The organism is candidate division WOR-3 bacterium, from assembly GCA_029858255.1.
In the GTDB taxonomy this organism is placed as follows: domain Bacteria; phylum Hydrothermota; class Tepidihabitantia; order SM23-42; family SM23-42; genus SM23-42.
The window spans coordinates 94485-116923 of the sequence record JAOUFJ010000003.1; the positions used below are offsets into that span (position 1 = coordinate 94485).

General features: G+C 47.6%; 21 protein-coding genes and 1 tRNA gene. 10 read left to right on the forward strand and 12 right to left on the reverse strand.

Annotated features, from left to right (window positions below):
- Positions 1-41 precede the first annotated feature (41 nt).
- Both surE and OEV79_02635 read right to left on the reverse strand, forming a co-directional pair.
- On the reverse strand, positions 42-782 hold the full coding sequence (surE, locus tag OEV79_02630) for a 5'/3'-nucleotidase SurE (GenBank protein ID MDH4210326.1): 741 nt from the start codon (positions 780-782) through the stop codon (positions 42-44).
- Positions 773-1447, reverse strand: a complete 675-nt coding sequence (locus tag OEV79_02635) for a glycosyltransferase family 2 protein (protein ID MDH4210327.1) — start codon at positions 1445-1447, stop codon at positions 773-775. Before OEV79_02635 ends, surE begins: the two co-directional genes overlap by 10 nt.
- 188 nt (positions 1448-1635) lie before the next feature.
- Here OEV79_02635 and purN point away from each other — a divergent pair, with 188 nt between their 5' ends.
- Positions 1636-2247: a phosphoribosylglycinamide formyltransferase gene (gene purN / locus OEV79_02640; protein ID MDH4210328.1), complete on the forward strand. Its 612-nt coding sequence runs from the start codon at positions 1636-1638 to the stop codon at positions 2245-2247.
- A gap of 95 nt (positions 2248-2342) precedes the next feature.
- A tRNA-Val gene (locus tag OEV79_02645) sits at positions 2343-2416 on the forward strand.
- Here OEV79_02645 and OEV79_02650 read toward each other — a convergent pair.
- On the reverse strand, positions 2390-2557 hold the full coding sequence (locus tag OEV79_02650; GenBank protein ID MDH4210329.1) for a hypothetical protein: 168 nt from the start codon (positions 2555-2557) through the stop codon (positions 2390-2392). The genes OEV79_02645 and OEV79_02650 overlap by 27 nt on opposite strands.
- A 14-nt stretch (positions 2558-2571) precedes the next feature.
- Here OEV79_02650 and OEV79_02655 point away from each other — a divergent pair, with 14 nt between their 5' ends.
- Positions 2572-2748, forward strand: coding sequence for a tyrosine-type recombinase/integrase (locus OEV79_02655; GenBank protein MDH4210330.1), 177 nt, complete (start codon positions 2572-2574; stop codon positions 2746-2748).
- Position 2749: 1 nt separating this feature from the next.
- Positions 2750-3235, forward strand: a complete 486-nt coding sequence (locus OEV79_02660; GenBank protein ID MDH4210331.1) for a YrzE family protein — start codon at positions 2750-2752, stop codon at positions 3233-3235.
- Between the two features lie 236 nt (positions 3236-3471).
- Here OEV79_02660 and OEV79_02665 read toward each other — a convergent pair whose 3' ends face one another.
- Positions 3472-4914, reverse strand: a complete 1443-nt coding sequence (locus OEV79_02665) for a T9SS type A sorting domain-containing protein (protein MDH4210332.1) — start codon at positions 4912-4914, stop codon at positions 3472-3474.
- 213 nt (positions 4915-5127) lie between these two features.
- Between OEV79_02665 and OEV79_02670 the strand changes: the two genes are divergently transcribed.
- The gene (locus tag OEV79_02670; protein ID MDH4210333.1) at positions 5128-7356 is read left to right on the forward strand and encodes a helix-turn-helix domain-containing protein; all 2229 of its coding nucleotides are present in this window, start codon (positions 5128-5130) and stop codon (positions 7354-7356) included.
- A 148-nt stretch (positions 7357-7504) separates the two neighbouring features.
- Here the strand turns inward: OEV79_02670 and OEV79_02675 are convergent, their stop codons facing one another.
- The 7 genes from OEV79_02675 to OEV79_02705 all read right to left on the reverse strand — a co-directional run bounded on the left by OEV79_02675 (position 7505) and on the right by OEV79_02705 (position 16316).
- Positions 7505-8149, reverse strand: a complete 645-nt coding sequence (locus tag OEV79_02675) for a lactate utilization protein (protein ID MDH4210334.1) — start codon at positions 8147-8149, stop codon at positions 7505-7507.
- 132 nt (positions 8150-8281) lie between these two features.
- A complete protein-coding gene (locus OEV79_02680) occupies positions 8282-9028 on the reverse strand; it encodes a serine protease (protein MDH4210335.1) in 747 nt (248 codons plus the stop codon).
- A 13-nt stretch (positions 9029-9041) separates the two neighbouring features.
- On the reverse strand, positions 9042-11111 hold the full coding sequence (locus OEV79_02685) for a PDZ domain-containing protein (protein ID MDH4210336.1): 2070 nt from the start codon (positions 11109-11111) through the stop codon (positions 9042-9044).
- A 382-nt stretch (positions 11112-11493) separates the two neighbouring features.
- A complete protein-coding gene (locus OEV79_02690; protein ID MDH4210337.1) occupies positions 11494-12141 on the reverse strand; it encodes a hypothetical protein in 648 nt (215 codons plus the stop codon).
- A gap of 260 nt (positions 12142-12401) precedes the next feature.
- A complete protein-coding gene (locus OEV79_02695) occupies positions 12402-13235 on the reverse strand; it encodes an Ig-like domain-containing protein (GenBank protein MDH4210338.1) in 834 nt (277 codons plus the stop codon).
- A gap of 109 nt (positions 13236-13344) precedes the next feature.
- Entirely contained in the window at positions 13345-14748 is a 1404-nt protein-coding gene (locus OEV79_02700; protein MDH4210339.1) for a hypothetical protein, read from the reverse strand.
- Positions 14749-14855: 107 nt separating this feature from the next.
- Positions 14856-16316 carry a right-handed parallel beta-helix repeat-containing protein gene (locus tag OEV79_02705; GenBank protein ID MDH4210340.1) on the reverse strand — a complete coding sequence of 487 codons (1461 nt, stop codon included), beginning with the start codon at positions 16314-16316 and terminating at the stop codon, positions 14856-14858.
- Between the two features lie 133 nt (positions 16317-16449).
- On the opposite strand from OEV79_02705, the gene OEV79_02710 reads away from it, so the two are divergent.
- Positions 16450-17325, forward strand: a complete 876-nt coding sequence (locus OEV79_02710) for a phosphoribosylaminoimidazolesuccinocarboxamide synthase (protein MDH4210341.1) — start codon at positions 16450-16452, stop codon at positions 17323-17325.
- Between the two features lie 26 nt (positions 17326-17351).
- Here the strand turns inward: OEV79_02710 and OEV79_02715 are convergent, their stop codons facing one another.
- Complete coding sequence (locus OEV79_02715) at positions 17352-19475, reverse strand: hypothetical protein (GenBank protein ID MDH4210342.1); 2124 nt, start codon at positions 19473-19475, stop codon at positions 17352-17354.
- A gap of 119 nt (positions 19476-19594) precedes the next feature.
- Between OEV79_02715 and OEV79_02720 the strand changes: the two genes are divergently transcribed.
- From OEV79_02720 to ruvB, 4 genes are read left to right on the forward strand one after another with little or no spacing between them, the layout of a single operon-like run.
- Complete coding sequence (locus OEV79_02720; protein MDH4210343.1) at positions 19595-20353, forward strand: YebC/PmpR family DNA-binding transcriptional regulator; 759 nt, start codon at positions 19595-19597, stop codon at positions 20351-20353.
- Positions 20350-20832: a crossover junction endodeoxyribonuclease RuvC gene (gene ruvC / locus OEV79_02725; GenBank protein ID MDH4210344.1), complete on the forward strand. Its 483-nt coding sequence runs from the start codon at positions 20350-20352 to the stop codon at positions 20830-20832. The genes OEV79_02720 and ruvC overlap by 4 nt, the downstream gene beginning before the upstream one ends.
- Before the next feature lie 8 nt (positions 20833-20840).
- The gene (gene ruvA, locus OEV79_02730) at positions 20841-21383 is read left to right on the forward strand and encodes a Holliday junction branch migration protein RuvA (GenBank protein ID MDH4210345.1); all 543 of its coding nucleotides are present in this window, start codon (positions 20841-20843) and stop codon (positions 21381-21383) included.
- Position 21384: 1 nt separating this feature from the next.
- Positions 21385-22395 (forward strand): Holliday junction branch migration DNA helicase RuvB, encoded by a 1011-nt coding sequence (ruvB, locus tag OEV79_02735; protein MDH4210346.1) that lies wholly within the window; start codon positions 21385-21387, stop codon positions 22393-22395.
- Positions 22396-22439: the final 44 nt, after the last annotated feature.

A 22439-nucleotide genomic window follows, 5' to 3' on the forward strand; every position in this document is an offset into this window, starting at 1 on the left:
TGGAAATCAATCCTCGACATGTCCATCCAACGGCTTCCAACCTACCCGGATTTTCCTCCGATATAGCCGTCCAGGTTCTGCATTATATCATAGTCAGTCAAATCCAATTTCAATGGTGTGATCGAAACATAATGCTTGTCGATGGCCTTGAAATCGGTGTCATTATCCGCCCGGTACGACAGCACACCATCAATAATAGAATATATGACGTTTTTCTTCTCTCTATCCCTTATCACCTTGTCTTTGTATATACGCTTCCCCATACGCGTTATTTTTTCACCCTTGATCTTACCGCTCGGTATATTGACGTTAAGAATAATATCGTTCCTGTCCGACGCGAGGACACGGCCGATCAGGTCACGGGAATATTTGACTGCGTTCACAAAATCGCACGAAGCATCGACCGCGATCGAAATCGCCAGCGATCTTATTCCCATACTCGCACCCTGCAAAGCCGCGGCGACTGTCCCGGAATAGAATACATCGCTGCCCATGTTCGGCCCGTGGTTTATCCCGGAAACAACGAGGTCTATTTTCATGCCTATCAAGTCGTGATATGCCAGAAGCACGCAGTCAGTAGGCGTGCCGGCAACAATGTAGAAATTCTCATGAAGCTTTTCAACTCTTATCGGCTTTCTCAGCGTCAGTGAATGACTTGCCCCGCTCTGCTGCGTACTCGGTGCCACGACCATGACGGTGTAATCTTTCTTCAGTTCCTTGTACAGTGCTTGGAGACCAGCAGCATCATAACCATCGTCATTGGTCAACAATATCAACGCCATAAAAACCTCACTGCCATAGTTATAAACCGTACCGTATCGACCATGGGGCTGATGTGACTCTTTTCACTGCCATATATCGTGCTGACCGGTACAAAGCCGATTCTGAATTTCTTCCTGGCTGCCTCTATCACCATTTCCGATTCGATCTCATATTTATTTGTCCTCAATTCTATCTCATCAAATATTTTCAAGTCTATGTACCTGAAACCGCACTGAACATCTGTCGTTCGCACGCCGGACAGTAACGATACAACAAGATTCACAGTTCGATTTGTCAGCAGCCTGTCCAGGGGCATGTGTTTGAATATATTTTCACGTTCTCCGATTGTTATGTCATAGCGACCGTTTATTTCCAGGAAAGAATCTATTTCCGATACTTTATGCTGCGCATCGGCGTCGATCACAAAAATCTTTTTGATGTGGCTCTTCCGTGCAAGATTGAAACCATTTCTCAACGCCGCACCCTTACCAAGGTTCTGTTCATGTTTCAGCAGATTTACACCTTGCTTCTTTGTCAGTTCTTCAGTCCTGTCTGACGAACCATCATTAACCACGATTATGTTGTCCCTGCTGAATCCATAATTAACTAGATCGTTTATCACCGTGCTTATGGTCTTTTCGGCATTAAATGCTGGAATTACAGCACCGATATCTCTCAAATCCACGATCAATTTTACTGCTGTACAGGAAGAAGTCAAGCGACCAATATATACGGTCATATCAAAAGGGACGCGTCTCCCGTCAGGTCATTACCCTTCGAGCTCGCCGAGAAGTAATAATCCACATCTAACACCATGCTGTCGAACCACGATTTACCGTATTGACTTAAAACCTGTGTCGGATAGAATAATCCATGAAGAATATTGCTGTGCTGGCTTCAGGAAGGGGCTCCAATTTAGAGGCAATAATCAAAAGCATTGAGAACGGGACGCTACAGGCGAATCTCGCCTGCGTGATCAGCGATAACAAAGATGCGCGGGCCCTGCAGATCGCCCGAGACCATGGATTCAAGGCAATATGGCTGGACCCCGGGCCGAAAAAGACCTGGCTGTTGCCTGAGTTCGAAGAAAATTACGTGAAGACGCTGCAGGAACATAAGGTAGATCTGATCTGCCTTGCCGGTTTCATGCGGGTCATAAAGAAACCTTTGCTAGAAGCGTTCAAAGGCAGGATCCTTAACATACATCCGGCATTGTTGCCTTCCTTTCCTGGACTCGACGTGCAGCGAAAAGCGCTCGAATACGGCGTGAAGTTCTCCGGATGCACGGTTCATTTCGTAAACGAAGATGTTGATGCGGGTGCTATCATAACCCAAGCCGCAGTGCCGGTGCTTGATGACGATACACCTGAAACACTCGCCGCGCGGATACTGAAAGAAGAACACCGTATCTACACCGAAGCCATCAACATCATCGTATCGGGTAAATATAGGATTGAAGGTAGAAGAGTAATAAAAACTGGTTAAAGGGTTGAGGTTGGGATGCTGGAAAAGCACGAGTCCGTCATTCCTCAGTTGTATTCCAGCTTCCAAATCATTCAGCCACAGACGAGGTTGTCATAGGGCGGTTAGCTCAGTTGGTTAGAGCGTCGGTCTCACATACCGAAGGTCACCGGTTCAAATCCAGTACCGCCCATGCGAAATTCACTTGCATTTGTAGTGTAATGCAAAGGTGAATTTCAGCATCCCGAGCGTTAGCGAGGGGAGCAAATTCGATCATTAGTTTCAGCATCCCGAGTCCGCCGGCAATTATGCGGACGAGGGGATTTTTGTTCATACGGAGAACTGATCATGGTAGACGCACACATCAGAACGGTCCAGGAACTTCTCGGACACAAGGACATCAAAATGACGATGAGGTATAGCCATCTCTCTACCGCACACAAGCAAAACGCGGTGAGGAAATTGGATGTTTGCACAGAAAAGAAAGATGATGTAGGTATGTTGAAGGTCATAATCGGAGGATAACATGCGAAGAAAAATCATTGCGGTGACTGTAGGATTCTTGGTGTCATTAGGAATGCTGTTTATCATTAATATCCTATATCACCCAGGTCGCTATCCCGTAATTGTTCCTGTCATTGCACATTCTCTGTTTGCTCTTGTTGGCGGTTTCACTGCTGGTTATCTGATAGGCCGTCGCGGATTAATATACGGGTTGTTAGTAGCAATAATGCTTGAGACACTCGGTATTGCAAATCATTTCAGGGTAACCCCAATAAGCATTCATACTCTGACTGGAATAGTCCCGACACCATTGTTTGTGTTCGCATGGCACAACTACGTTTGGGGACCATATCATTTCGTTGTTTTCTTCTGGAAGAACATGTATGGATTCCCAATCGTCGCACTTATCTCTGGTGCCGCAGGTGGTCATCTCGGTCAACTTTTGGCACAAAAATGGCACAAGCGTTCACAGAAGAAATCCGATGCTTCAAAGAGTGAAACCAGATAATGCTTCGTCGAGGTCTGCCTGAATGTGCTTATGTCTCACATACCGAGGGTCACCGGTTTCCCGTTTTCATATGACAATTCTATATAGCAAGGAAACGGGATGTCGAGTCCGCCAATTAATCGCACGAATGAGAAAAGCGAATTTTCGATGAGTCTTTCTGCGGTCAAAAAGTGTAAAAAGTGTATGCCTGTCCCCGGCCAGGGCTGGGATCAATATCCCAGCCCTGAGCCAAATTTTCACTTAAACTTGATGAGCTTTTGGGTCTCTGCCTGTTCGTTCAATTCAATACGCAGGAAATATACTCCTGGAGCAAGACGCAGAATTCTTGTATCTCCCAGAGTCACAGAAAGAGGAACGGATGTATAGGTCGCAGAATATGCTGATGCACCACAGATATCGTAGAGTGCGATACTCAGCGGCCCTTTCACTGACTCATCAAAACTTACGGTAATCCTTTCATTGAAAAAAGAAGGAGCAGAAAACAAGCGGTGAGATGCAGCAACGGCTTCCCCATGCTCGATTACTCCCACATTACCGGTCGGATCGCACTTGTAATAGATCTCCCAATTTCCATCACGATCGTCATGCCAGACTACATGCACATGTGAACCGGAAACCGCCACCGAAGGCTCCCTCGACTCGGAAACATTGTCCGTAAGTCTTGTATCTACGCCCCAGTTTACGCCATCATCGAAAGAACATTTGTAGTAGATCTCAGATGGATCTTCGTTCCGGTCATCCGGCCAGACAACATGCACATGAGAACCGGAAACCGCTACTGAAGGATACCACGAAGCAAAACTATCAGCGAGCATTACTTCCGTCTCCCAATTTGTGCCGTCATCCAGAGACCGCGTGTGAAAAATCTTGGGGCTATCGACCCCGAAGCGAAAATCAGCGTAGACAACGTGCACAATGGAATCAGAGACCGCCACCGAAGGAAACTGCGAGGTGGCAGGAGTAATAGGCCTATCCGTCTCCCATGACGTACCATTATCAAGGGAACGTGTATAATAAATCTGCGGGGCGGCACGCATGTCCATCCAGACCACGTGCACGATCGAATCAGAGACTGCCACCGAAGCAAGGTTCTTTCCAGCGGGCGGGGCAGCAGGAGTGATTATTGTATCTGTCCCCCAGGTCGCGCCATTGTCCAGAGAACGTGCATAGTAGATCTGAGGTCCGGCACGCATGTCCGTCCAGACTACATGCACGATCGAATCACAAACAGCCACCGAAGGATGGTACCCCACGCCGGCAGTGGGAGTGAGGCCAATATCCGGACCCCAGGTTGCACCATTATCTAAGGAACGTTTGTAATAGATCCTTGGTGGTCCAATACGGCCGTCATACCATGCAACGTGTATTATTGAATCGCAAACCGCCACTGATGGGCGTTCTGACCAAGCAGCATCTTCAGTAATGCGACTATCCGCCTCCCAGATCATGCCATTATCCGTGGAACGCTTGTAGTAAATCTCAGTATTGCCATCACGATCGTCATGCCAGACCACATGAACCATATCACCGGAACACGCAACACACCAGGCATTGTTAAAAGAAGTCACGGATTCGGAAGGGTCATTGGTCAACCGTACATCCGGCTCCCATTGAGCCAACAATACAAGAGGCATGAACACCCCAAAGACTATTGTCAGCAGATACTTTTTTCTGTCCATTTCAACCTCCTTTATCGACAAGGTATCCTCAATCTAAATCTACTCTCAACACCAACATCACAATGTTCAGAATACACAACAATGCATTATAGGTTGAATTGTGTGCATTTTCGAGTCCTGAGGTGGTCTCGAAAGCGTTTGTATTTAAACATTTGTTAAGGGCATGGCTTCATTGTTGACTTTATTTTGGTTTTTTGTACAATGTTTCCGCATATGGACAACAGACAGCGTCTGCGGCTCAAGGTTACGCATCACTACCTTCAGAACGAAGTTTCATTCAGACAGACCGCTCTGAAGTTTCACATTGCTTATCGCACGGTCTTCAAGTGGGTTAGATTGTATAAGGAACAGGGTGAAGAAGCGCTTTTGTCAGCTTACAGAAGACCCTGGAACCGGGCAAAGCCGGATTTTGAAACAAAAGTCGCCCTGATGAAGGAACATGAACCGGGGTTGACCGTGCGTCAGGCAAAAGAGATCCTGGAAAAAGAAGGCGTCAGAATTTCCATCAAAGGGATATGGGGGATCTGGAAGAGGCATGGTTATGCAGGATTCAATCAAGAAAATATGAGCAGCAACTTCACCGATTGTCCTTGGACCGAGGAAGCAAAAAAGAAATATGAGTTAGCGCAACAACTCTTTGAACGCGGAGCAGTCGATAGGTCGGCTGAGATACTGAATTCTATTCCTGCACTACATGAAAATGAACTTCTTCCACAGATCCCTGATTCACTGCTCAACATGAGAAGGCAGATCGAGAAAATGGGCCTTCTGTTCGGTAAAATTCCCGTCCGTTCCTATCTGGGACGATTGCGGGTTTTATATGAAGAGTGTCACAACCAGAATCTGCACTATTCAATCTTCATCGTGGGATCGCTGGAAATCAAGGCATTATCATGGAGCGGCGAACCGTTGGAGATGTTGAACAGAGTAGTGGAACTAAGAAAGATACTCAAAAGAACCGGAGATAAATATTCTTATTCACTCTTCGCCCCAAGGCTTTCGCTCCTGATCTCCGAGGGATTTGCACAGACCGGGCTTCTAAACATAAAAGCGGCATCGGACATAGCCAGAACCTGCCGTATCTTGCTTAGGAGACGAAAACGTGTATCTCCGTTTTTCATGCGGGATCTTGGACAACTTTATGCACAATTGGAGGATTTCAGAGAAGCCAAATATTGGTATTTAAAATCAAGAGGTAGACTGAATGAGGAAGAAGAGAAGATCACCACATCATTCCTCGCTGATATATTCATTGTGAAGGGGGAGTATAAGAAAGCCCTCGAAATCTGGAAAAATGAAGAATTAGACCATTGGGGGAGTCATTCCAAAATGCTTCGCATAAAATCCATGTGGTCGCTCGTCAAAGGAATGCCCCATAGAGCAATATCGCTCGCCACCGAGGTGCTTGCTTCGTTAGAGAAAGAGGAGGCAAAAGGTAGTATTTTTGGTTGTTATTTGACGATTGCAGGCGCATATTGTAGTCTGGGTGAAAACACCAGAGCCAGACGCATCCTCAAGGGCCTCCTTCCCTTTGTAGCAAAGAACCAACTGGAAATCTTGACAACTATTATCGAAATTCTTGCCTCTCAGGCACCGCATGAGAAAGATTCCATTGCAGTAGACAAACAATCCATGCCCACCATAAAACTCGCCCTCTTACTCAGGAACGGGCAATACGCAAAAGCCGTGAAACATGCGGAGGACAAGGGTATTACAGGGTTCCTGCAGAGGTATATCTTTTTCTTTCCGGAGGTAATCACGGATCTGTTAGAGAAAGGAAAACCGACAAACCTTCCACGGACGATGCTCAACTTGCCCGCCTTCCGAAAGGAAATACCGGTCTACTCTGTGAACTTTCTGGGAAGGCTCATTGTTATCAGAAACCAGCAATATCAGAGGATGAAATTGGCGCCAAAAGACGCCGCTTTCCTGATCCATTTAGCAACTGCAAAAAACCGATGGATCGCTCTTGATAGGATCTATGAAAATTTCTGGCCGGACAGCAAGAACCCTTCAAGAAATCTGGCGCATCTTTTGGTCAGATTAAGAAAAGCACTCTGTCTGCCTTCACATTTCTTGTACATCAAAGAGAATAGTCTCTCTTTTGACTGCCATTTCATCACTGATTACAATGAGTATCAGGAGCACCTTGCCCGGGCAAAGGCATTCTCAATTGCTGGTGAATGGGCGTTTGCTAGGACTGAGTACCTACATGCCTTCTCACTGTTTCGAGACGCACCATTCAAGAGAATGTATGATGACTGGTCAGAAAACATGCGCAACACGATCCTTGGTAACCTGGAAAATGAAACAATGAAATATGCCGAAGCCTGCTCTGCGTACGGTGAACGGGAAAAGGGCATTGAGACACTGCAGAAAATCTCCAAGGTCATCCCCTTTTCGGATGAAATCGAAAACCTTATAAATAGTCTAACTGCCTAATAAATCACGAATTCTTTCATCTTCGTAGCACACGCCCGCAAATCTCGACACATATACCCATCTGCTATTCTTTGTTGGCGAATCGAGAATTCGGAGTCTACTCTGTGCTGAACGGAGCGTGTCCCCTGCGGATCCCTGTGGTGATTTTCTAGATCCCTAATTCTTCGCCGACTATTACCACATTGATGACTGGCCTGTACTTATTGTTGTCGTACTCCCTCTCTATGATAACTGTTTTGTTGCAGATCCTCCACGGCGAGGAGCAATCACTGCATACACCTGTCGAGCCGCATGGCGGCATTGGATCGAATTCCGGGTGGCGTTTCACGTTCGCCGGAGCAGTCCTTTCTTTGATCTTCTTTAATGCTCCCTCGAGGTTCTCTACGATCTTGTTAATTCCCACCACAATGACAACCTTGTCTGGACCGAAAAGCATTGCGGCAACACGGTTCCCGTGTCCGTCGACGTTGACTATTTTACCATCCAACGTCAACGCGTTCGTGCCCGTCACAAATACATCCGAAGTCAAAGCCCGTTTTTTAAACCTAATACTTTCCTCAACACTGATTCCGGGTTTCCATGGATCCAGGAAAATATAATCGCCTTTCGCAAGCGCATCTACAACACCTATTTGCCTCAACGTTAGCGAATCACCGAATCCGACGATACTGCCCTCGGGTATCATAGACATGACCTTCTCAAAAGCCTGCTTCCTGTTTTTCACATAGAACGCCGATATGTTGTTATCTCCAAGTCTACCGATCAACTCCTGGATTTTTTGTTTAATCTTCATCACACCACCCCGCGCTTTATTTTAGCGGCCTTTCCCCGAGCGTTAGACGACTTCCACACGGCAGTTTCGCATAGATTATGCCTGCAGGGCATATTCACAGCCCAAAAGTGCATGCCTATCCCCAAAGAGGGCTTATTCCATTCTACTGATCACATCCGCTACTTCTTTCACGGGCAGCACGACCGGCAGGATATCAAACCCACCGCTGCGCATCATCATTTCAAATGGAGACGATTGAGCAGCTACATCCACTTTCAGCAGGACGAATCCGACTATCATACCGTCAGTATCAAACACCGGCGCGCCGAGGTCACTCATGTCAGGTGAAATGTTCAAGACATACCAGGTGCGTGGTTTTGTGATAATACCAACTATCCATGCCGGCACTGCGAGCGGCGTGTAGTTGGCCGAACTTCCGAGTTTTGACAGGAGAACCACTTGGTCCAGCATTTCTGGCATTGCACCATCTTTCAGCGCAACATGAACCAAGGTTTGCTCGATTTTCTCGATGGGGCGCAGCAATGCCAGATCAAGGTCCGTATCACGGAGAACGATCTTAGCTGGTATCTCTATTTTATCTGGCAGTATGACCGTTATGTCTTTGACCTGGATGTCAACACCGCTCGGGAACAAACCAAGCGATGAAGGATCAATGCTCGCCAGGGACATGACCATAAGGCCGGAAGGATCGACCACCGTCGCCAGCCGTTCGACCGTCATCTCGGACTTACGAACCTCAAGCACGATGCGTACGCTAACCAGAGCATCCTGTGACTTCTCTGATATTTCCCGGGCACTCTCGGCAATCGGATCCGACCATGCTGGAATGACCGTAATATAACACATTAAAAGAACAAAAGTAATACTACGTCCAAACATTATCCCTCCCCTCTTAGTAATCTGTGGTCCAGGAAGGCACCAACTCAATGAACATATTGTGTATTCCTCTCAACACATGAAAGACTACATGCTTTCTTTTCTCGTCGGCGATTTTCTCCATGATACTGGCAAATGCATCGATATCAGCGATATCTACTCCATCAACGGAAAGCACTAGATCACCGACTTCAAGATTTGCCAGCGCTGCCCAACTTCCCTCGCTTACATTGTCCACGAGCACGCCTTTTTGTTCCGGCTCCCAGCGCTGGTCAACACGGTCCTCAAAGGCGATATCGCGTGCCGTGAACTCGAAATCTTCATCTGTATACTTCTTCATCTCATCTTTAGTTGCAGGTGAAGAACCCAATACTACTGACGACTGCATCTCTTTCTTGTCCCGGAGCACTGTCAGGGTTACTTTGCTACCGATATCGTATTTCCGCAGCATTACCGGCAGCACTCCAATGTCTGAAGCCATCGACGCTTCGATCTGTTCGCCCTCAACGGCGACAATGACATCACCGATCCTGATGCCGGCTTTTTTGGCTGCGCTGTTGTCGAAAACCTGCGTTACGCGCACGCCCCTGTATTGTTGAATTCCGAGCGCGTCTGAAATATCCCTGGTCAAAACCTGGGTCTCGATACCTAACCAGGCTTTCTGCAACTCCCTGCCCTGGTCTTCCAGGGTAACCGTATCTAGCTTTACAACCGTGATATAGCGACTATTCTTGCGTTCAAAAGCAACCAGGATCGACGTCACTTCTTCATTCCTTGCAGAAAATTCCTCGGTCAGCCCCACCAGATCTCCGACCCTATACATCTTCTTTCCATTCACTTCAGTTATGACGTCGTTGCGTATCATGGCAGGCTCTGCTTTACCACACGGTCCTCCAGGACGGACTGATGTCACAAGCACGCCATCCCGGCTGTCCCTTTTCAATTCTTTTGCCGCCATCAAGGAAATATCGCGTGCTGTAATCCCCCACCTCTTCACCTCAACGGGCCGGGGCCAGATATACTCCCGCTCTTTGGGTATGACCGTCAATTCTCTTCTCTTTCCATCCCTGAGGACTGTCGCATTCACCTTTTTGCCGATCTCAGAGTTCATCAACAATTGGTTGAATATCGGCAACTCTTCGTTGAACCGAACCGTCACATCCTCTCCTGCATAATGCACGAGAATATCACCGGAAAGAAAACCCGCATCGGCTGCCGGAGACCCGCTGATAACACTGCTGATAAGAGCGCCCGTTTCCCCGTCATACGATTCGAGCAACGGCTGTACTTCAATTCCGATCCAGGATCGGGTAACCTTTCCGTTTTCGATCAACTGCCTGACAACATCCTTTGCCAGGTTTGCCGGTATAGCACCCGCGATGCCGAAACTTATTTCATTTATGCCCACGACTTCGCCATTGAGATTAACAAGAGGTCCGCCTGAGTTACCCGGGTAGATCGGAGCGTCGTGTCCGATCCAGCGTACAACAGAACCAACATCTTCACCTTCAAGGGTGAGTTTGAAAGGCCTGAAAACATCGGGCATGACCATCTCCGTATTGCTCACAATCCCCATGGTCACTGACTGCGAAAGGGCAAGTGGGCTGCCCATCGCCAGTACGTATTCACCGACCGACAGCACATCAGAATTGCCGAAGTCTACATATGGAAAATTACGTTTCTCTGGACTGCGAAGTTTGATCACGCAGATATCAGACAGTGGATCAGTGCCAACGACATCGGCTTCGATCTCCTCCTTGCTAAAAAGAGTACATCTCAACCTTATCGCCCTGCCGGCAACGTGATGATTGGTAACAATGTGACCATCTCGATCTATGATAACGCCACTGCCAGAAGATTCCCGTTTGATCTCGCGTCCCTGGCGGTCGAACACCGATACCGCGTGTATCCTTACCAGAGCAGGTTTCACGACTGAGATCGCTTCTTCCACCACCTCATTCAAAACAAGGTCTGCTGGTTTGGTGTCAACAATTCCCTCTGCTGTTTCACTCTGTCCGTGCATCCGCGCCGTCCAGGGCATAAGAACAAGGCTGAAAATGATGATTGATATTGGTTTTGCACCCACTTATTCCTCCATCGTGTTATGAATAAAAGACGTTACGCAGGTGAAGGTTGACAGGCCTGCCTACTATGGTCTCCTTGTACAAAACTAGTGATAATACGCACTCTATTCTATCACCAATCCGACGTGGATTTCTGTCTCTTTTCTTTCTTCGTTTGTTTTTCTTTCTTAGTTTTTTGTTTCTTTTTTTCTTTCTTCTCGGGCTGCTTCTGCATAAATTCCCCCTTAGTATGAAATTTCTATGCTATTCATCACTCAAAAGGCCCCAGCACCGCTCAACCAATGTTTCAAACATACTGTTCATTGTGGATTATTATAAATACAGTGATTTATTTGTCAATGACGCACCAAAGTGAGGGACGCCATAGGTAACCCCGACATCATACTAATAGAATTCCATCTTGAGCAGGGGGATTTCGATTGACATTCTACTTAGCCCTCTATGTTCGCAATGAAGCTCATTTGCCTTATGAAAATCCATCGAGTGATCATTTGTTTCTTTATATCCTGCATAATAACCACCAACTGCCCCCATGGCCGGCAGCCCCGCAGCAAGACCAATCAAGTAGTACCCGTTATCAGGTGGATCATACATAAGACTCCATACTACTAAGGTGATGAAGGAAATACCTCCCCCCAAGGTGGCTCCTACTGTCGATCCAGCAAAACTCCGCAGGAAAGAGCCGTCCGGTTCCATTAAGGCATTCCCGACAATAGTCGCGCCCAGCGCGGGTCCAATTGTCGCCCCGATTCCATAAGACCAGATCGGTTGTTTGGTTACGGCAAACGTAAGACAGGTAAGAAGAACCCCACTTCCTCCTGCACTAAGTGTCTGCAATAACAACTTTGTGCCAGTTATCCTGCCTGCACCGGGCTGATATGTTTGAGTTTTGAACAAAACATCGGTCTCGGTTATATGATCGCCGTTTTGCAGGAACAGACCTGTCGCATAACCACGATTGTGCCGATAATCTATCCTGACGATCCAATCGTGACTGCATGTTGGATATCTTCTATTGAACAAATCACTCATCCCCGGTTTGCTAGAACCGACCTGACATAGCATCAGTATACAAATGAATACATGCATTCTTATCGTACCGCCTCTACATAATTATACAAGTCCCTTCATCTCAGGTCAAGACACCAGAACAACACATCCAAGATGTTCCCCCCTCACTTTTTCGCAAAAGCGCCGAAGTGCAATAATTCACTTTTGCCATACGGGATAGTAATTAATAAAAAAGGGGAGTGACTGAGCCACTCCCCTTTGACAACGTTCTGCGATAAAAATTATTCTACGGTGCCGGACACCCAGAAGTCATCGATCGCACAGTGCCAGTTCGTACCGCCGGACGCCTCTGCCTCGAATCTGACATAGGCATCCTGTCCGTAACCGGTAAGGAACGCGGTTAGATCAACAGATGTATTCGTCGGTGTGGTCGTCGTTGAGATGTTGAACTGGTCCGTTACGTCCACCCAGGTGGTATCGTCGGGAGAGACAAGAACATATATTTCGGCATTCGTATCTTCGATATAGGCAAACCCGACGGTCAGGCTAATGATATTCGCCTGGGCAGTCAGGTGGTACGTTGCGTGATTGTGAGAGCTGACCGGAAATTCGCGGACCATGATGTAATTGCTGTCAAATGCAATCTCTTCGCGCATCACATTCCAATCAGTCGAAGACCAGTTCCCATTACCGTCCAATAGCGCATATACCGAGTCGAGATACGAAGAAGATGGATAAGAATTGAAGTCGTCGGATTCATAGAAACCGTTGAAGACGATCACGCTGATGGTAGGTGATATTCCTTCATTATCGTCGGCATCATACGCCTTCGCATAAATCGTGTGGCTTGAACTATCTACAAGCCCAGCCGTCGACCACGAATGAGCATAGGGCGCTAACGTGTCCGTTGAGACCAGCGAGTCATCGATATAGAATTCCACGCTCACAACGACACTGTCATCTGTAGCATCAGCAGTTATTTCGACTGTTCCGCTTACTGCGGAACCATCAATCGGAAAGGTGATCTCAACCTGTGGTATCTCAGATTCATCCTCTCCCCCGCACGCGATCCACAACATCATGCACATGAGGCATGCTGCTAAGAATTTTTTCACTGTTCCTCCTTTGTTTGCAGGATATACCAGGCTTTATTGAGTTGGTATCATCCTCGTGCGAGGTGATTATATCTATACTATACTGAATGTCAAGCCACTTATGGGGTATTCAGTCGCCCGCTTCGGTTATCAGGTGTTTCATGTATATAAAAAAGATATGGTCTTTTATCCTCTCATCAGTATACAAATCGGTCTTGGTCTGTTTGTAATTATACCCGATATCGAATCGAGTTTTACCAGCAGCGTTGAAGCCGAACCCGCAGGTAATCGTGTTCGTCTTCGCAATATCATCTTCAATATTGACATCAGGATCAACAGTAATATAGTTGAATCCGCCCCTCAGGGCGATCTGCCTGACCGGTCTGATTTCAAGACCGATTTTGACGCCCCACTCATCGCCTTTTACGATTTCTTCAATGACCCGATCGTCAGTACTCACTTTCTGCAGAAAACCCTCTGCACCTATGAGCGCCGGGCCGTGGACAATACCCAGACCACCACCTAAAACGTAGTTCTGGTATGCGGTCTCGAATTCAACGCTGTCGCCCGGATCTGTATATATAGGCACCTGCTGGTCGAATGATCCGTATACCGCGATGCGCAGGAACCGCAGCTTATATAACAGCTGTGTCTTCGCAGAATAAGCGGTTATCCCCAGATCACCCAGCTCATTGCCATTATAAGACCCTGCCAATCCTATCCACCTGTAGCCAAGCGCATTCGCCCAAGTTAGACCTGCAACCTTGATGATCGCGCCCAGTGCCGGCGCAATTGCGTGTCCGCTAAAGGATTCTTCAGTCCCGGAAGGATATTCAAAAATGAAATTCAAATAATGATACTCGGTATTAAACCCCAAATCAAATTTGGCATCATTGTAGCTCAAGCCGGCACCACCACCCAGGGGCACAAGTGATGCGCCATAATTACCGCCTGGCGAACTATAGCTACCATAGAACGCATCAAAAGCAACACCGAAATCAAGGTGATCTGAAAAAGGGCGCGCGTAGATCAAATTGAGAGCCGGGGTGCTTATCGATTCGGTTTCTTCGTCGAACGTACGGCTCAATCTCGAATATCCACCCCAGAACCCCCATGATTGCCGCGACAATTGACCACCGAAGTAATCATAACCTTCCTCAGTTCTACGCGAAACATAAATAATCTCCCACGGTATTGTCTCGAAGGCCGGTATTGACTGGTAGTATCCAAGGGCCTCTACCGGCGCATATGCCTGCAACTTTTCAGGTAACGCCTGTCCGATCGCCCAGTAGACGACTGAATCCCGTTCCCATTCCTCCCGTAACACAGATCCATGCAACCCGGCGAATGAAACGGTGTCGTTCCTGAAGAAACCGGACGATATCCCCGCGAAATCGTACAGGTCAAGTCTTTGATAATCATCCTGGAATAGAAACGAGAGATTACCCATTCCCATAAACCGTGCGTCTGCCGCAAAGCTGCATGCTGCTGTCAAGAATGCTACTATTAATACTATTTTATACGTATACGACATATCTCCTCCAGTTTGAATATTATAAATCTGGTATCATGGTTGTCAATAACGATATGGCACAGATATGACGTCTTGTGAAGTATGGAGATAAGACCCCGAGGCTTATCTTATCTCAGTAGAATAAGCTTTGCCGTTTCCGAGTGTTCGCCTGCTACAAGCTGTGCAAAATAAACACCGCCTGGCAGCTTCCTGTTGGCACTGTCAGCCCCATCCCACTTCACTGATGCCTGATAACCGATCTCAGGTAACTGCCCAAAGTCTTTGACTCGTCTGCCACTCACGTCGTAGATAGTCAATGTCGGGTTGTCTATCAAGTGTCCGGTATCGAGAATCGAGTATCGTATGATGGTATAATCGCCGAATGGGTTGGGATGGATTTGCAGCATGCTCACAGATTGTGTTTGAAGGGTGAGCTCACCAGTGCCGGGCAATGTCATCCAGGGTTCATAGTCAACATAATCGCTCACCGTATCACCCATGCCACCCGGGTTGGTAACCGGATGATATGGACCGGAAGCATCTCCCCACCAGTTATTTTCGGCAACAACGAGTTCGTCCGGATCGTCGTTTCGGACAGCAAAACCAACGTTACCCGTGATGTTGTTGTTGATGACCAGCGGCGACGAATTATACCCACTGTATATCCCATCCCCGGCATTACCTGATATGATGTTGCTGTCGATGATCGGCGAGGATGCAAGATAAGACCAGATCCCGCCGCCTGCAGAATCAGCGGAGTTCTCTGTTATTGTATTCATGGTGATCGCCAGCAGGGGATTGATCACATAGTAACAGGCTAAGCCGCCTCCGTAATTGGCCGTGTTGCCGGAAATCACGTTTTCCCTGACAACGGTCATCGTGAACGGGCAATCGATATAGACACCGCCGCCCGCGTGTGCCGTATTCGCCGTAATAGTGTTGTTCATGACCAGGGGAGCGATATTCGCCGCGTCGCAGAAACAGGCAACGCCGCCTCCCTGATAGGAAATGTTTTCACTTATCACATTATTGACTATCACGGCCGATGACCACTCGGTATAGATACCTCCGCCTTGTGGCGGCGGACCGAGTGTCGAAAATTCTGACGAGCGACCAACGCGAGGATATCCATATTCATACCCCGCGCTTAAACGGTTGTTTCGCGATTGCCACTGCGAGGTGTTGTTGGTAATGATATTATTGGTGATCCTTGGTCTGCCCCCGACAGAGTGTATTCCACCACCTTGCCATGCGTCGCCGTTTCTTATCGTGAAACCGCGGATCGATGTCGTCGAATCCGTTGGCATCAAAGACAGGTATATGACACCGCTTTCTTTACTGCCGTCAATAACCGTGGTATCGGGACCGTATTCACTCAGAAGGTTGATCCCCTGAACATATGGCCAGTCTATATTCTCGTAATAGACTCCCGGGCCAACCAGCACCGTATCATTAGTAGAACATGAATCCAGAGCCACCTGTATCAAATTCAGAGTAGAATCTGGATGAACGTAAAGAATTATCGCGTTGCCAATGGAAAAGAAGCACAGCAAGCCCAATAAAATCATGCATCGTATACATTTCTTCATACTCTATCCACCCCCTGGTCCAGATTATCAAAAAACTTTGTAATACATCGCCAATAAGTCATTATGCAGAATGATTCCGTCATGTCAAGATACTCGATGCTTGACAAGGTTTGTTTCATAAATAGAATACGTCATGGACACAGCAGTAGGGTCGATCGATATACCGGGACTCAAAAAACTGAGATCGGGAAAAGTCCGCGAGGTATTTGACTTGGGCGACCAATTGCTGATATGCGCCACAGACCGCATTTCCGCGTTCGACTATATTCTGCCGACGCTTATTCCCAAGAAAGGCGAAATCCTTACCCAATTGTCCATATTCTGGTTCCAGGCAACAAACCATATTATCGAAAACCACTTTATCACCGATGATGTCAACAAGTATCCCCCGGCCGTCCTGGATTATAAAGAAACCCTGCAAGGCCGTTCGATGCTCGTGAACAAAGCAGAATTGATCGAAGTCGAATGTGTTGCGCGCGGGTATATTGCCGGTTCAGCGTGGAATGAATACGAGAAGACCGGCATAGTAGGTGACGTAGCGTGCAGCAATCTAAAGAAAGGTGACAAATTCCCGATACCACTTTTCACACCTGCCACCAAATCGTTTTCAGGACACGATGTCAATATCAGCTTCGAAGAAATGAAGAAAACGGTACCAGCAAGAGACGCTGAATACATCAAGCACAAAACGATCGAAATCTATAACTTCACCCATGATTACGCGCTTGAACGGGGCATCGTGATCGCAGACACAAAGTTTGAGTTCGGAAGGTTGAACGACAAGATTATACTCATCGATGAGATATTTACGCCTGATTCAAGTCGCTTCTGGGACAAGGAGCTGTACGACAAAGAACGTTCCCTCATTGCCTTTGATAAGCAGTTCGTACGCGATTATCTGCTCAGCACTGATTGGAACAGGAATTCAGAACCGCCCGAGTTGCCGCTCGACATCGTCGAGAAAACGGTTGAGCGTTACAAAGAAGCGCTGAAAAGACTGACTCGATAAGACGACAATATCCTCTTTCGGATTTCTTACCGAGCCCGAACCGTTGCCAGCCCGATCCCAACCAAGCAATTCATCAAGGCAAAAACAAAGAGCGTAAATACAATTCCCAGTATCGGTATCAGAAGCATTGCTGTGACGAGTGCGCCGATACTTGACCCGATCAGGTCGACACCGTAGACAAAACCAGGCCGTTTACTTTCCAACGCCGCGATACTCAGAGGAAAGTGCATTCCGCCTATCAAACCGCCCGCAAACACCAAGAATGCAACGATCAGATTAATGCAGGGTAGCTGGAAAAGGGCGACAGCGATAATTACGGCGAAATACACACTCAACACAAATTCTATTCTCAACAGGTTACCGACCGGTCTACTTCTCAACCCCGGAACTCTCAAGTAGATCAATGTACCAGCCGCCAGCCCCAGCATGTAAAAGGCGATGATCGCACCGATCCAGCCGTAGACATACCCATAGAACACCTGGAAGAGCACGATCAGAATCACTTCGGCCGATATTTCGCTCGCACCCACGGCGAGCACCGAGACATAAATAATGGATCTTCGTCTGTAGAAGAAGAATACAAGCAGGAGCGACAAGAGGAAGAACACTGCAGGTATATTGAACAAGCCAACGAATACCTTTCTCGTGGAACCGGACAGAATACCGCCCCAGAGGATCGAGGAGAAGTAATAACACACCGGCTTGAGGTCGCTGTTATAGTAACCCTTGGATCCGGCAATGCGTTCCCTTATGTAGCCGAGTTTTTCTGCTGACAGGTCATATCTGAAGTAATATTCATTGACGTAGGTCAAAGCGAGGCCCCTTCTTTTGATCCTGGCGCTCAGGGTATCGACGATACCGTCCGTGGCCAAAGCACCATTGCTGGCAATGAACGTAATCTTCGACGCAGGCAGAACAATGATATTGCCGAAAACCGTATTCAACGTATTGTATGTCGTCCTCAATAATTCACCGTATACAGGGCTAATGATGTCTGGTGGTGCTGTTATGCGCACCGACAACAGACCTCCAGGGCTGAGAGTTCTGTTTGCCTCGCCGAAGAATTCCTTTGTGTAGAAACGGTTTATCTGGGCGTTCACCGGATCGGGTAGATTAACTATGACAACATCGTATTTCACATCTGCATGTTTCACATGGTACCTCGCATCGCCGAAGATGACGGTGAGTTTCTCGCTGCGGCTCAAACTTTCGCCAAGATATCTCTGACCAATTTCAAATAGCATCGGATCCAGCTCGACGTAAGTAATGTTCTGCACACTCGGATGCTTGAGGACCTCGGTAATACTACTGCCGATGCCTCCTCCAACGAGCAAGACATTCTTCGGCTCCGGGTGGAGCAAGAGCGCATAGTGGACGGCTTCTTCACTCGAATAAGGATCAGGGTATGAAAAATCATAGAGGCCATTTGTATAGAAATTATACTGTTCACCGGATTTCGTAACCGCAATCACACCATATCTTGATTCGTTCAGACCGATGAGATCAACGCTACCCATTTGCACTTTCCTGAAATGCATCTCAACCGAGTCAATCCAAAGGAACAATACGGCAAGCAGCAAAGGCATCCAGAGCACCTTCCTCATCTGCAGGAAGTAAAGCGTGATCAACAACAGGATGATGCCGGACAATAGCATAATGCCAAAAGGAGGTAGGATTGTCACAAAGAGAAATGAGAAAAGGATACCGCCGGCGAATGCACCAATACCCTCGAGGAAATACACTCTCTCAGGTTGGAGGATCCGTGATGCGCTCGGGAATAGCGCACCTATAACCATACATACGGGCGCCACGGTAATAACCGATATTACAATTATTCTGTTCAGATCAATGACTTCACCAAGCGGCAGGCTGAATATCCGCGGGGCAATTCTGATGAAGCACAGTGAAAAGAACTGGAGGAGGCAAAGAATAAATAGTAATATCGCATATACCCTGGCCGGATTAGTCCGTAAGCGGATGCTGGAGAAAACAATGCTGCCGATACCGCCCCAGATCAGCCAGAAACACAAAAGGATTCCAGAGACAAGTTCATTGCCGCTGAAAAGCGCGAGTGCCTCGCGTATGATAAGGGTCTGCGCCACAACCGCTGCGAATCCCGAAACAAACACAACCAGATCTTTCCGCCGCATATATTGAGTTTAGGCAAAAAGGCAGGAAAATCAACCGGATGATTATGTGCCTCAATCTCTGTCGTGTGGACTTGACTTGCTCATATTTATGACTAATATTAGTACAAAAGGAGTACTCTATGTCCGGACATTCGAAATGGTCCAAAATCAAGAGGAAAAAAGGTAGCGCTGATGCAGCACGCGGCAGACTCTTCTCAAAACTTATTAAGGCAATCACGATCGCTGCAAGACACGGCGGTGGAGATCCCGATTCCAATGCAAGACTTCGCACGGCAGTCGACGAGGCTAAATCGAACAACATGCCGTGGGATAACATAGAACGCGCCATCAAGAGAGGAACTGGCGAAATTGATGGTCAGGCGCTCGAAGAAGTCACCTATGAAGCTTACGGACCGGGTGGTGTGGCGATCCTCATTGAGATCGTGACCGATAACCGTAACCGGGCGACATCCGAAATCCGCCATGTACTCTCACGGTTAAATGGCTCGCTCGGCACAAGCGGGTCAGTTGCTTGGCAGTTCAGCGCCCAGGGTATGATATCAGTAGATGCCAAAAAATACGACGAAGATACGATAATCGCCTATGCACTGGAGGGAGGCGCAACCGATGTCAAGACTGAAGATGAAACCTATCTGATAGTAACAGCTCCCGATACTTTTTCCAAGGTGAAAGAAATCCTGCAGAATAATAAGATCGAGATCTTAACTGGTGAAGTCACAAAAGTCCCGCAGAATACTGTCCCGCTCACAGACAAGGAGGCGGAAAAAATGCTGAAACTCTACGAAGCCCTCGATGCTCTGGATGATGTGCAGCAAGTCTACGCAAATTTTGACATCTCCGATGAAGTAATGGAAAAAATCTCCTCGGAAGCAGGTTGAAGCTTATCGGCATTGACCCGGGGATCAACGCTACCGGCTATAGCATAATAGACGACAAGAACTGTATAACGGCTGGTACGATTCGAACAAAACAAACCAATACCTACAAGAAAATAAGTGAAATATGCATACGCGTGGAAAGTCTGGTGAACGAACACAATCCAGATTATGTAGCTCTTGAAAAGGTTTTCCATCACAAGAACGTGCAAAGTCTCATACGCTCATCCGAGTTAAGAGGAGCGATCATAATGACGATATTGTCATGCGGAAGGGATGTCGTCGAATACACACCGGCGCAGATAAAATTGACGACAACCGGCAATGGGCGGGCGTCAAAAATGCAGGTCAGATATTTCATTGAGAAAGCGATCATGAAAGACCACAAGCGACTTTCGAGTCATGCGATAGACGCGGTCGCCATCGCGTATACAGCAACCCGTAAGATACGCCATGATCTCAGGCACCGTCAACAGGGGTAACAATCTCCATGATCGGTAGAATAAGAGGCAAGGTCATCGAAAAAAATCCTCCCTACTTCACCGTAGACGTATCCGGGATTGGTTTTATCGTACAAGGACCGTTTTCTATTTTTGACAAGATAATCGAGAACGAAGAAATTAATATTTACACAAAATGTCTTTTCAAAGAGGAAGAAGCATTTGTCTATGGTTTTCTCACTAAAGACCAGCTCGACATCTTTAACACACTGACCTCGGTGCCAGGATTGGGACCAAAATGTGCACTGAACCTGCTTTCCAAATTCACACCCGAGGAAATCACTCAGGCGATAGAGACCGAATCACTGGAAATGCTATCATCGGTTCCGAAGATCGGCAAGAAGCTGGCAAGCAAGATAATCCTTGAGCTGAAGGGTAAGATCACGCTGACTTCGAAACCAACTCAGTTTGACCAGGCCGTCAATGCCCTTTGTTCCCTTGGTCTCACGCGCATGGAAGCTGTACAAAGGGTAAAAGACCTGCCTAACGACCTGAGCCTCGAGGAACTGGTCAAGCGTGCATTGAGGACATGATATGCCGAAAATGACCACCAATCGATTATTGGAAGGCGAAGAAGTCTATGAGATAGCCTTAAGGCCCAAACGCATCAGTGAGTTCGTCGGACAGAAATCCATCATCGACAATCTGAAGGTATTCATCCAGGCCGCAAAGAAACGACGTGAACCTCTTGAACATATCTTGCTCTTCGGGCCGCCCGGTTTGGGGAAAACGACGCTGGCGCATATCATCGCGCGTGAAATGGATGCGAATATATATCCGACCTCCGGACCGATAATGGAGCGTCCCTTTGACCTTGCCGGTGTATTGAGCAATCTCAATGATACCGATGTCCTTTTTATCGACGAGGTGCATCGTATCAACAAAGCGGTAGAAGAATACTTGTATCCGGCCCTGGAGAGCTTCTGTCTCGATGTGATGCAGGACAAGGGTATCGGCGCTCAGGTGTTGCGGCTGAAACTCAACCGCTTCACTCTCATCGGTGCCACCACCCGATCGGGTCTCCTTACTTCGCCCTTGCGTTCAAGGTTCGGTATTACATTCCGTCTCGACTATTACCCGGCTGAGGATTTACGGCATATCGTGCTTCGCTCGGCACAACTTCTCGCGGTCAAGATCAAAGACAATGCCGCCATGGAAATAGCGGGCCGCTCTAGGGGCACCCCGCGCATCGCAAACCGTCTTCTGCGCAGGATCAGGGACTTTGCTCAGGTCGAAGGCAAGGAAGAGATCGACCTTCAGATCTGCGAATATGCACTGGAAAAGCTCGAAGTGGATAAACGGGGGCTCGATGAAATGGATAAAAAAATAATCCGGACGATAATTGAAAAATTCCAGGGCGGGCCGGTTGGTATCAGCAGTCTTTCCGTAGCTGTGGGCGAAGACTCCCAGACGATCGAAGAAGTCTTCGAACCTTTTCTTATAATGGAGGGGTTCATAAAGAGAACTTCAAGGGGACGCGAGGCAACCCAGCTCGCATACGAGCACTTCAACATAAAGCAGAACCACGGGTCACTCTTCAAATAGACGGTTACGGCATACGGTTTCGTACTTCGGTATCGAATCGTCGT

Coding starts and splice junctions, on each gene's coding strand:
- OEV79_02665 (MDH4210332.1), bottom strand. CDS start 4,914: ATGGACAGAAAAAAGTATCTGCTGACAATAGTCTTTGGGGTGTTCATG.
- OEV79_02715 (MDH4210342.1), bottom strand. CDS start 19,475: ATGCGGCGGAAAGATCTGGTTGTGTTTGTTTCGGGATTCGCAGCGGTT.
- OEV79_02710 (MDH4210341.1), top strand. CDS start 16,450: ATGGACACAGCAGTAGGGTCGATCGATATACCGGGACTCAAAAAACTG.
- ruvA (MDH4210345.1), top strand. CDS start 20,841: ATGATCGGTAGAATAAGAGGCAAGGTCATCGAAAAAAATCCTCCCTAC.
- OEV79_02675 (MDH4210334.1), bottom strand. CDS start 8,149: ATGAAGATTAAACAAAAAATCCAGGAGTTGATCGGTAGACTTGGAGAT.
- OEV79_02700 (MDH4210339.1), bottom strand. CDS start 14,748: ATGTCGTATACGTATAAAATAGTATTAATAGTAGCATTCTTGACAGCA.
- OEV79_02660 (MDH4210331.1), top strand. CDS start 2,750: ATGCGAAGAAAAATCATTGCGGTGACTGTAGGATTCTTGGTGTCATTA.
- purN (MDH4210328.1), top strand. CDS start 1,636: ATGAAGAATATTGCTGTGCTGGCTTCAGGAAGGGGCTCCAATTTAGAG.
- OEV79_02705 (MDH4210340.1), bottom strand. CDS start 16,316: ATGAAGAAATGTATACGATGCATGATTTTATTGGGCTTGCTGTGCTTC.
- OEV79_02680 (MDH4210335.1), bottom strand. CDS start 9,028: ATGTTTGGACGTAGTATTACTTTTGTTCTTTTAATGTGTTATATTACG.
- surE (MDH4210326.1), bottom strand. CDS start 782: ATGGCGTTGATATTGTTGACCAATGACGATGGTTATGATGCTGCTGGT.
- OEV79_02650 (MDH4210329.1), bottom strand. CDS start 2,557: ATGAACAAAAATCCCCTCGTCCGCATAATTGCCGGCGGACTCGGGATG.
- OEV79_02655 (MDH4210330.1), top strand. CDS start 2,572: ATGGTAGACGCACACATCAGAACGGTCCAGGAACTTCTCGGACACAAG.
- OEV79_02690 (MDH4210337.1), bottom strand. CDS start 12,141: ATGAGTGATTTGTTCAATAGAAGATATCCAACATGCAGTCACGATTGG.
- OEV79_02670 (MDH4210333.1), top strand. CDS start 5,128: ATGGACAACAGACAGCGTCTGCGGCTCAAGGTTACGCATCACTACCTT.
- ruvB (MDH4210346.1), top strand. CDS start 21,385: ATGCCGAAAATGACCACCAATCGATTATTGGAAGGCGAAGAAGTCTAT.
- OEV79_02720 (MDH4210343.1), top strand. CDS start 19,595: ATGTCCGGACATTCGAAATGGTCCAAAATCAAGAGGAAAAAAGGTAGC.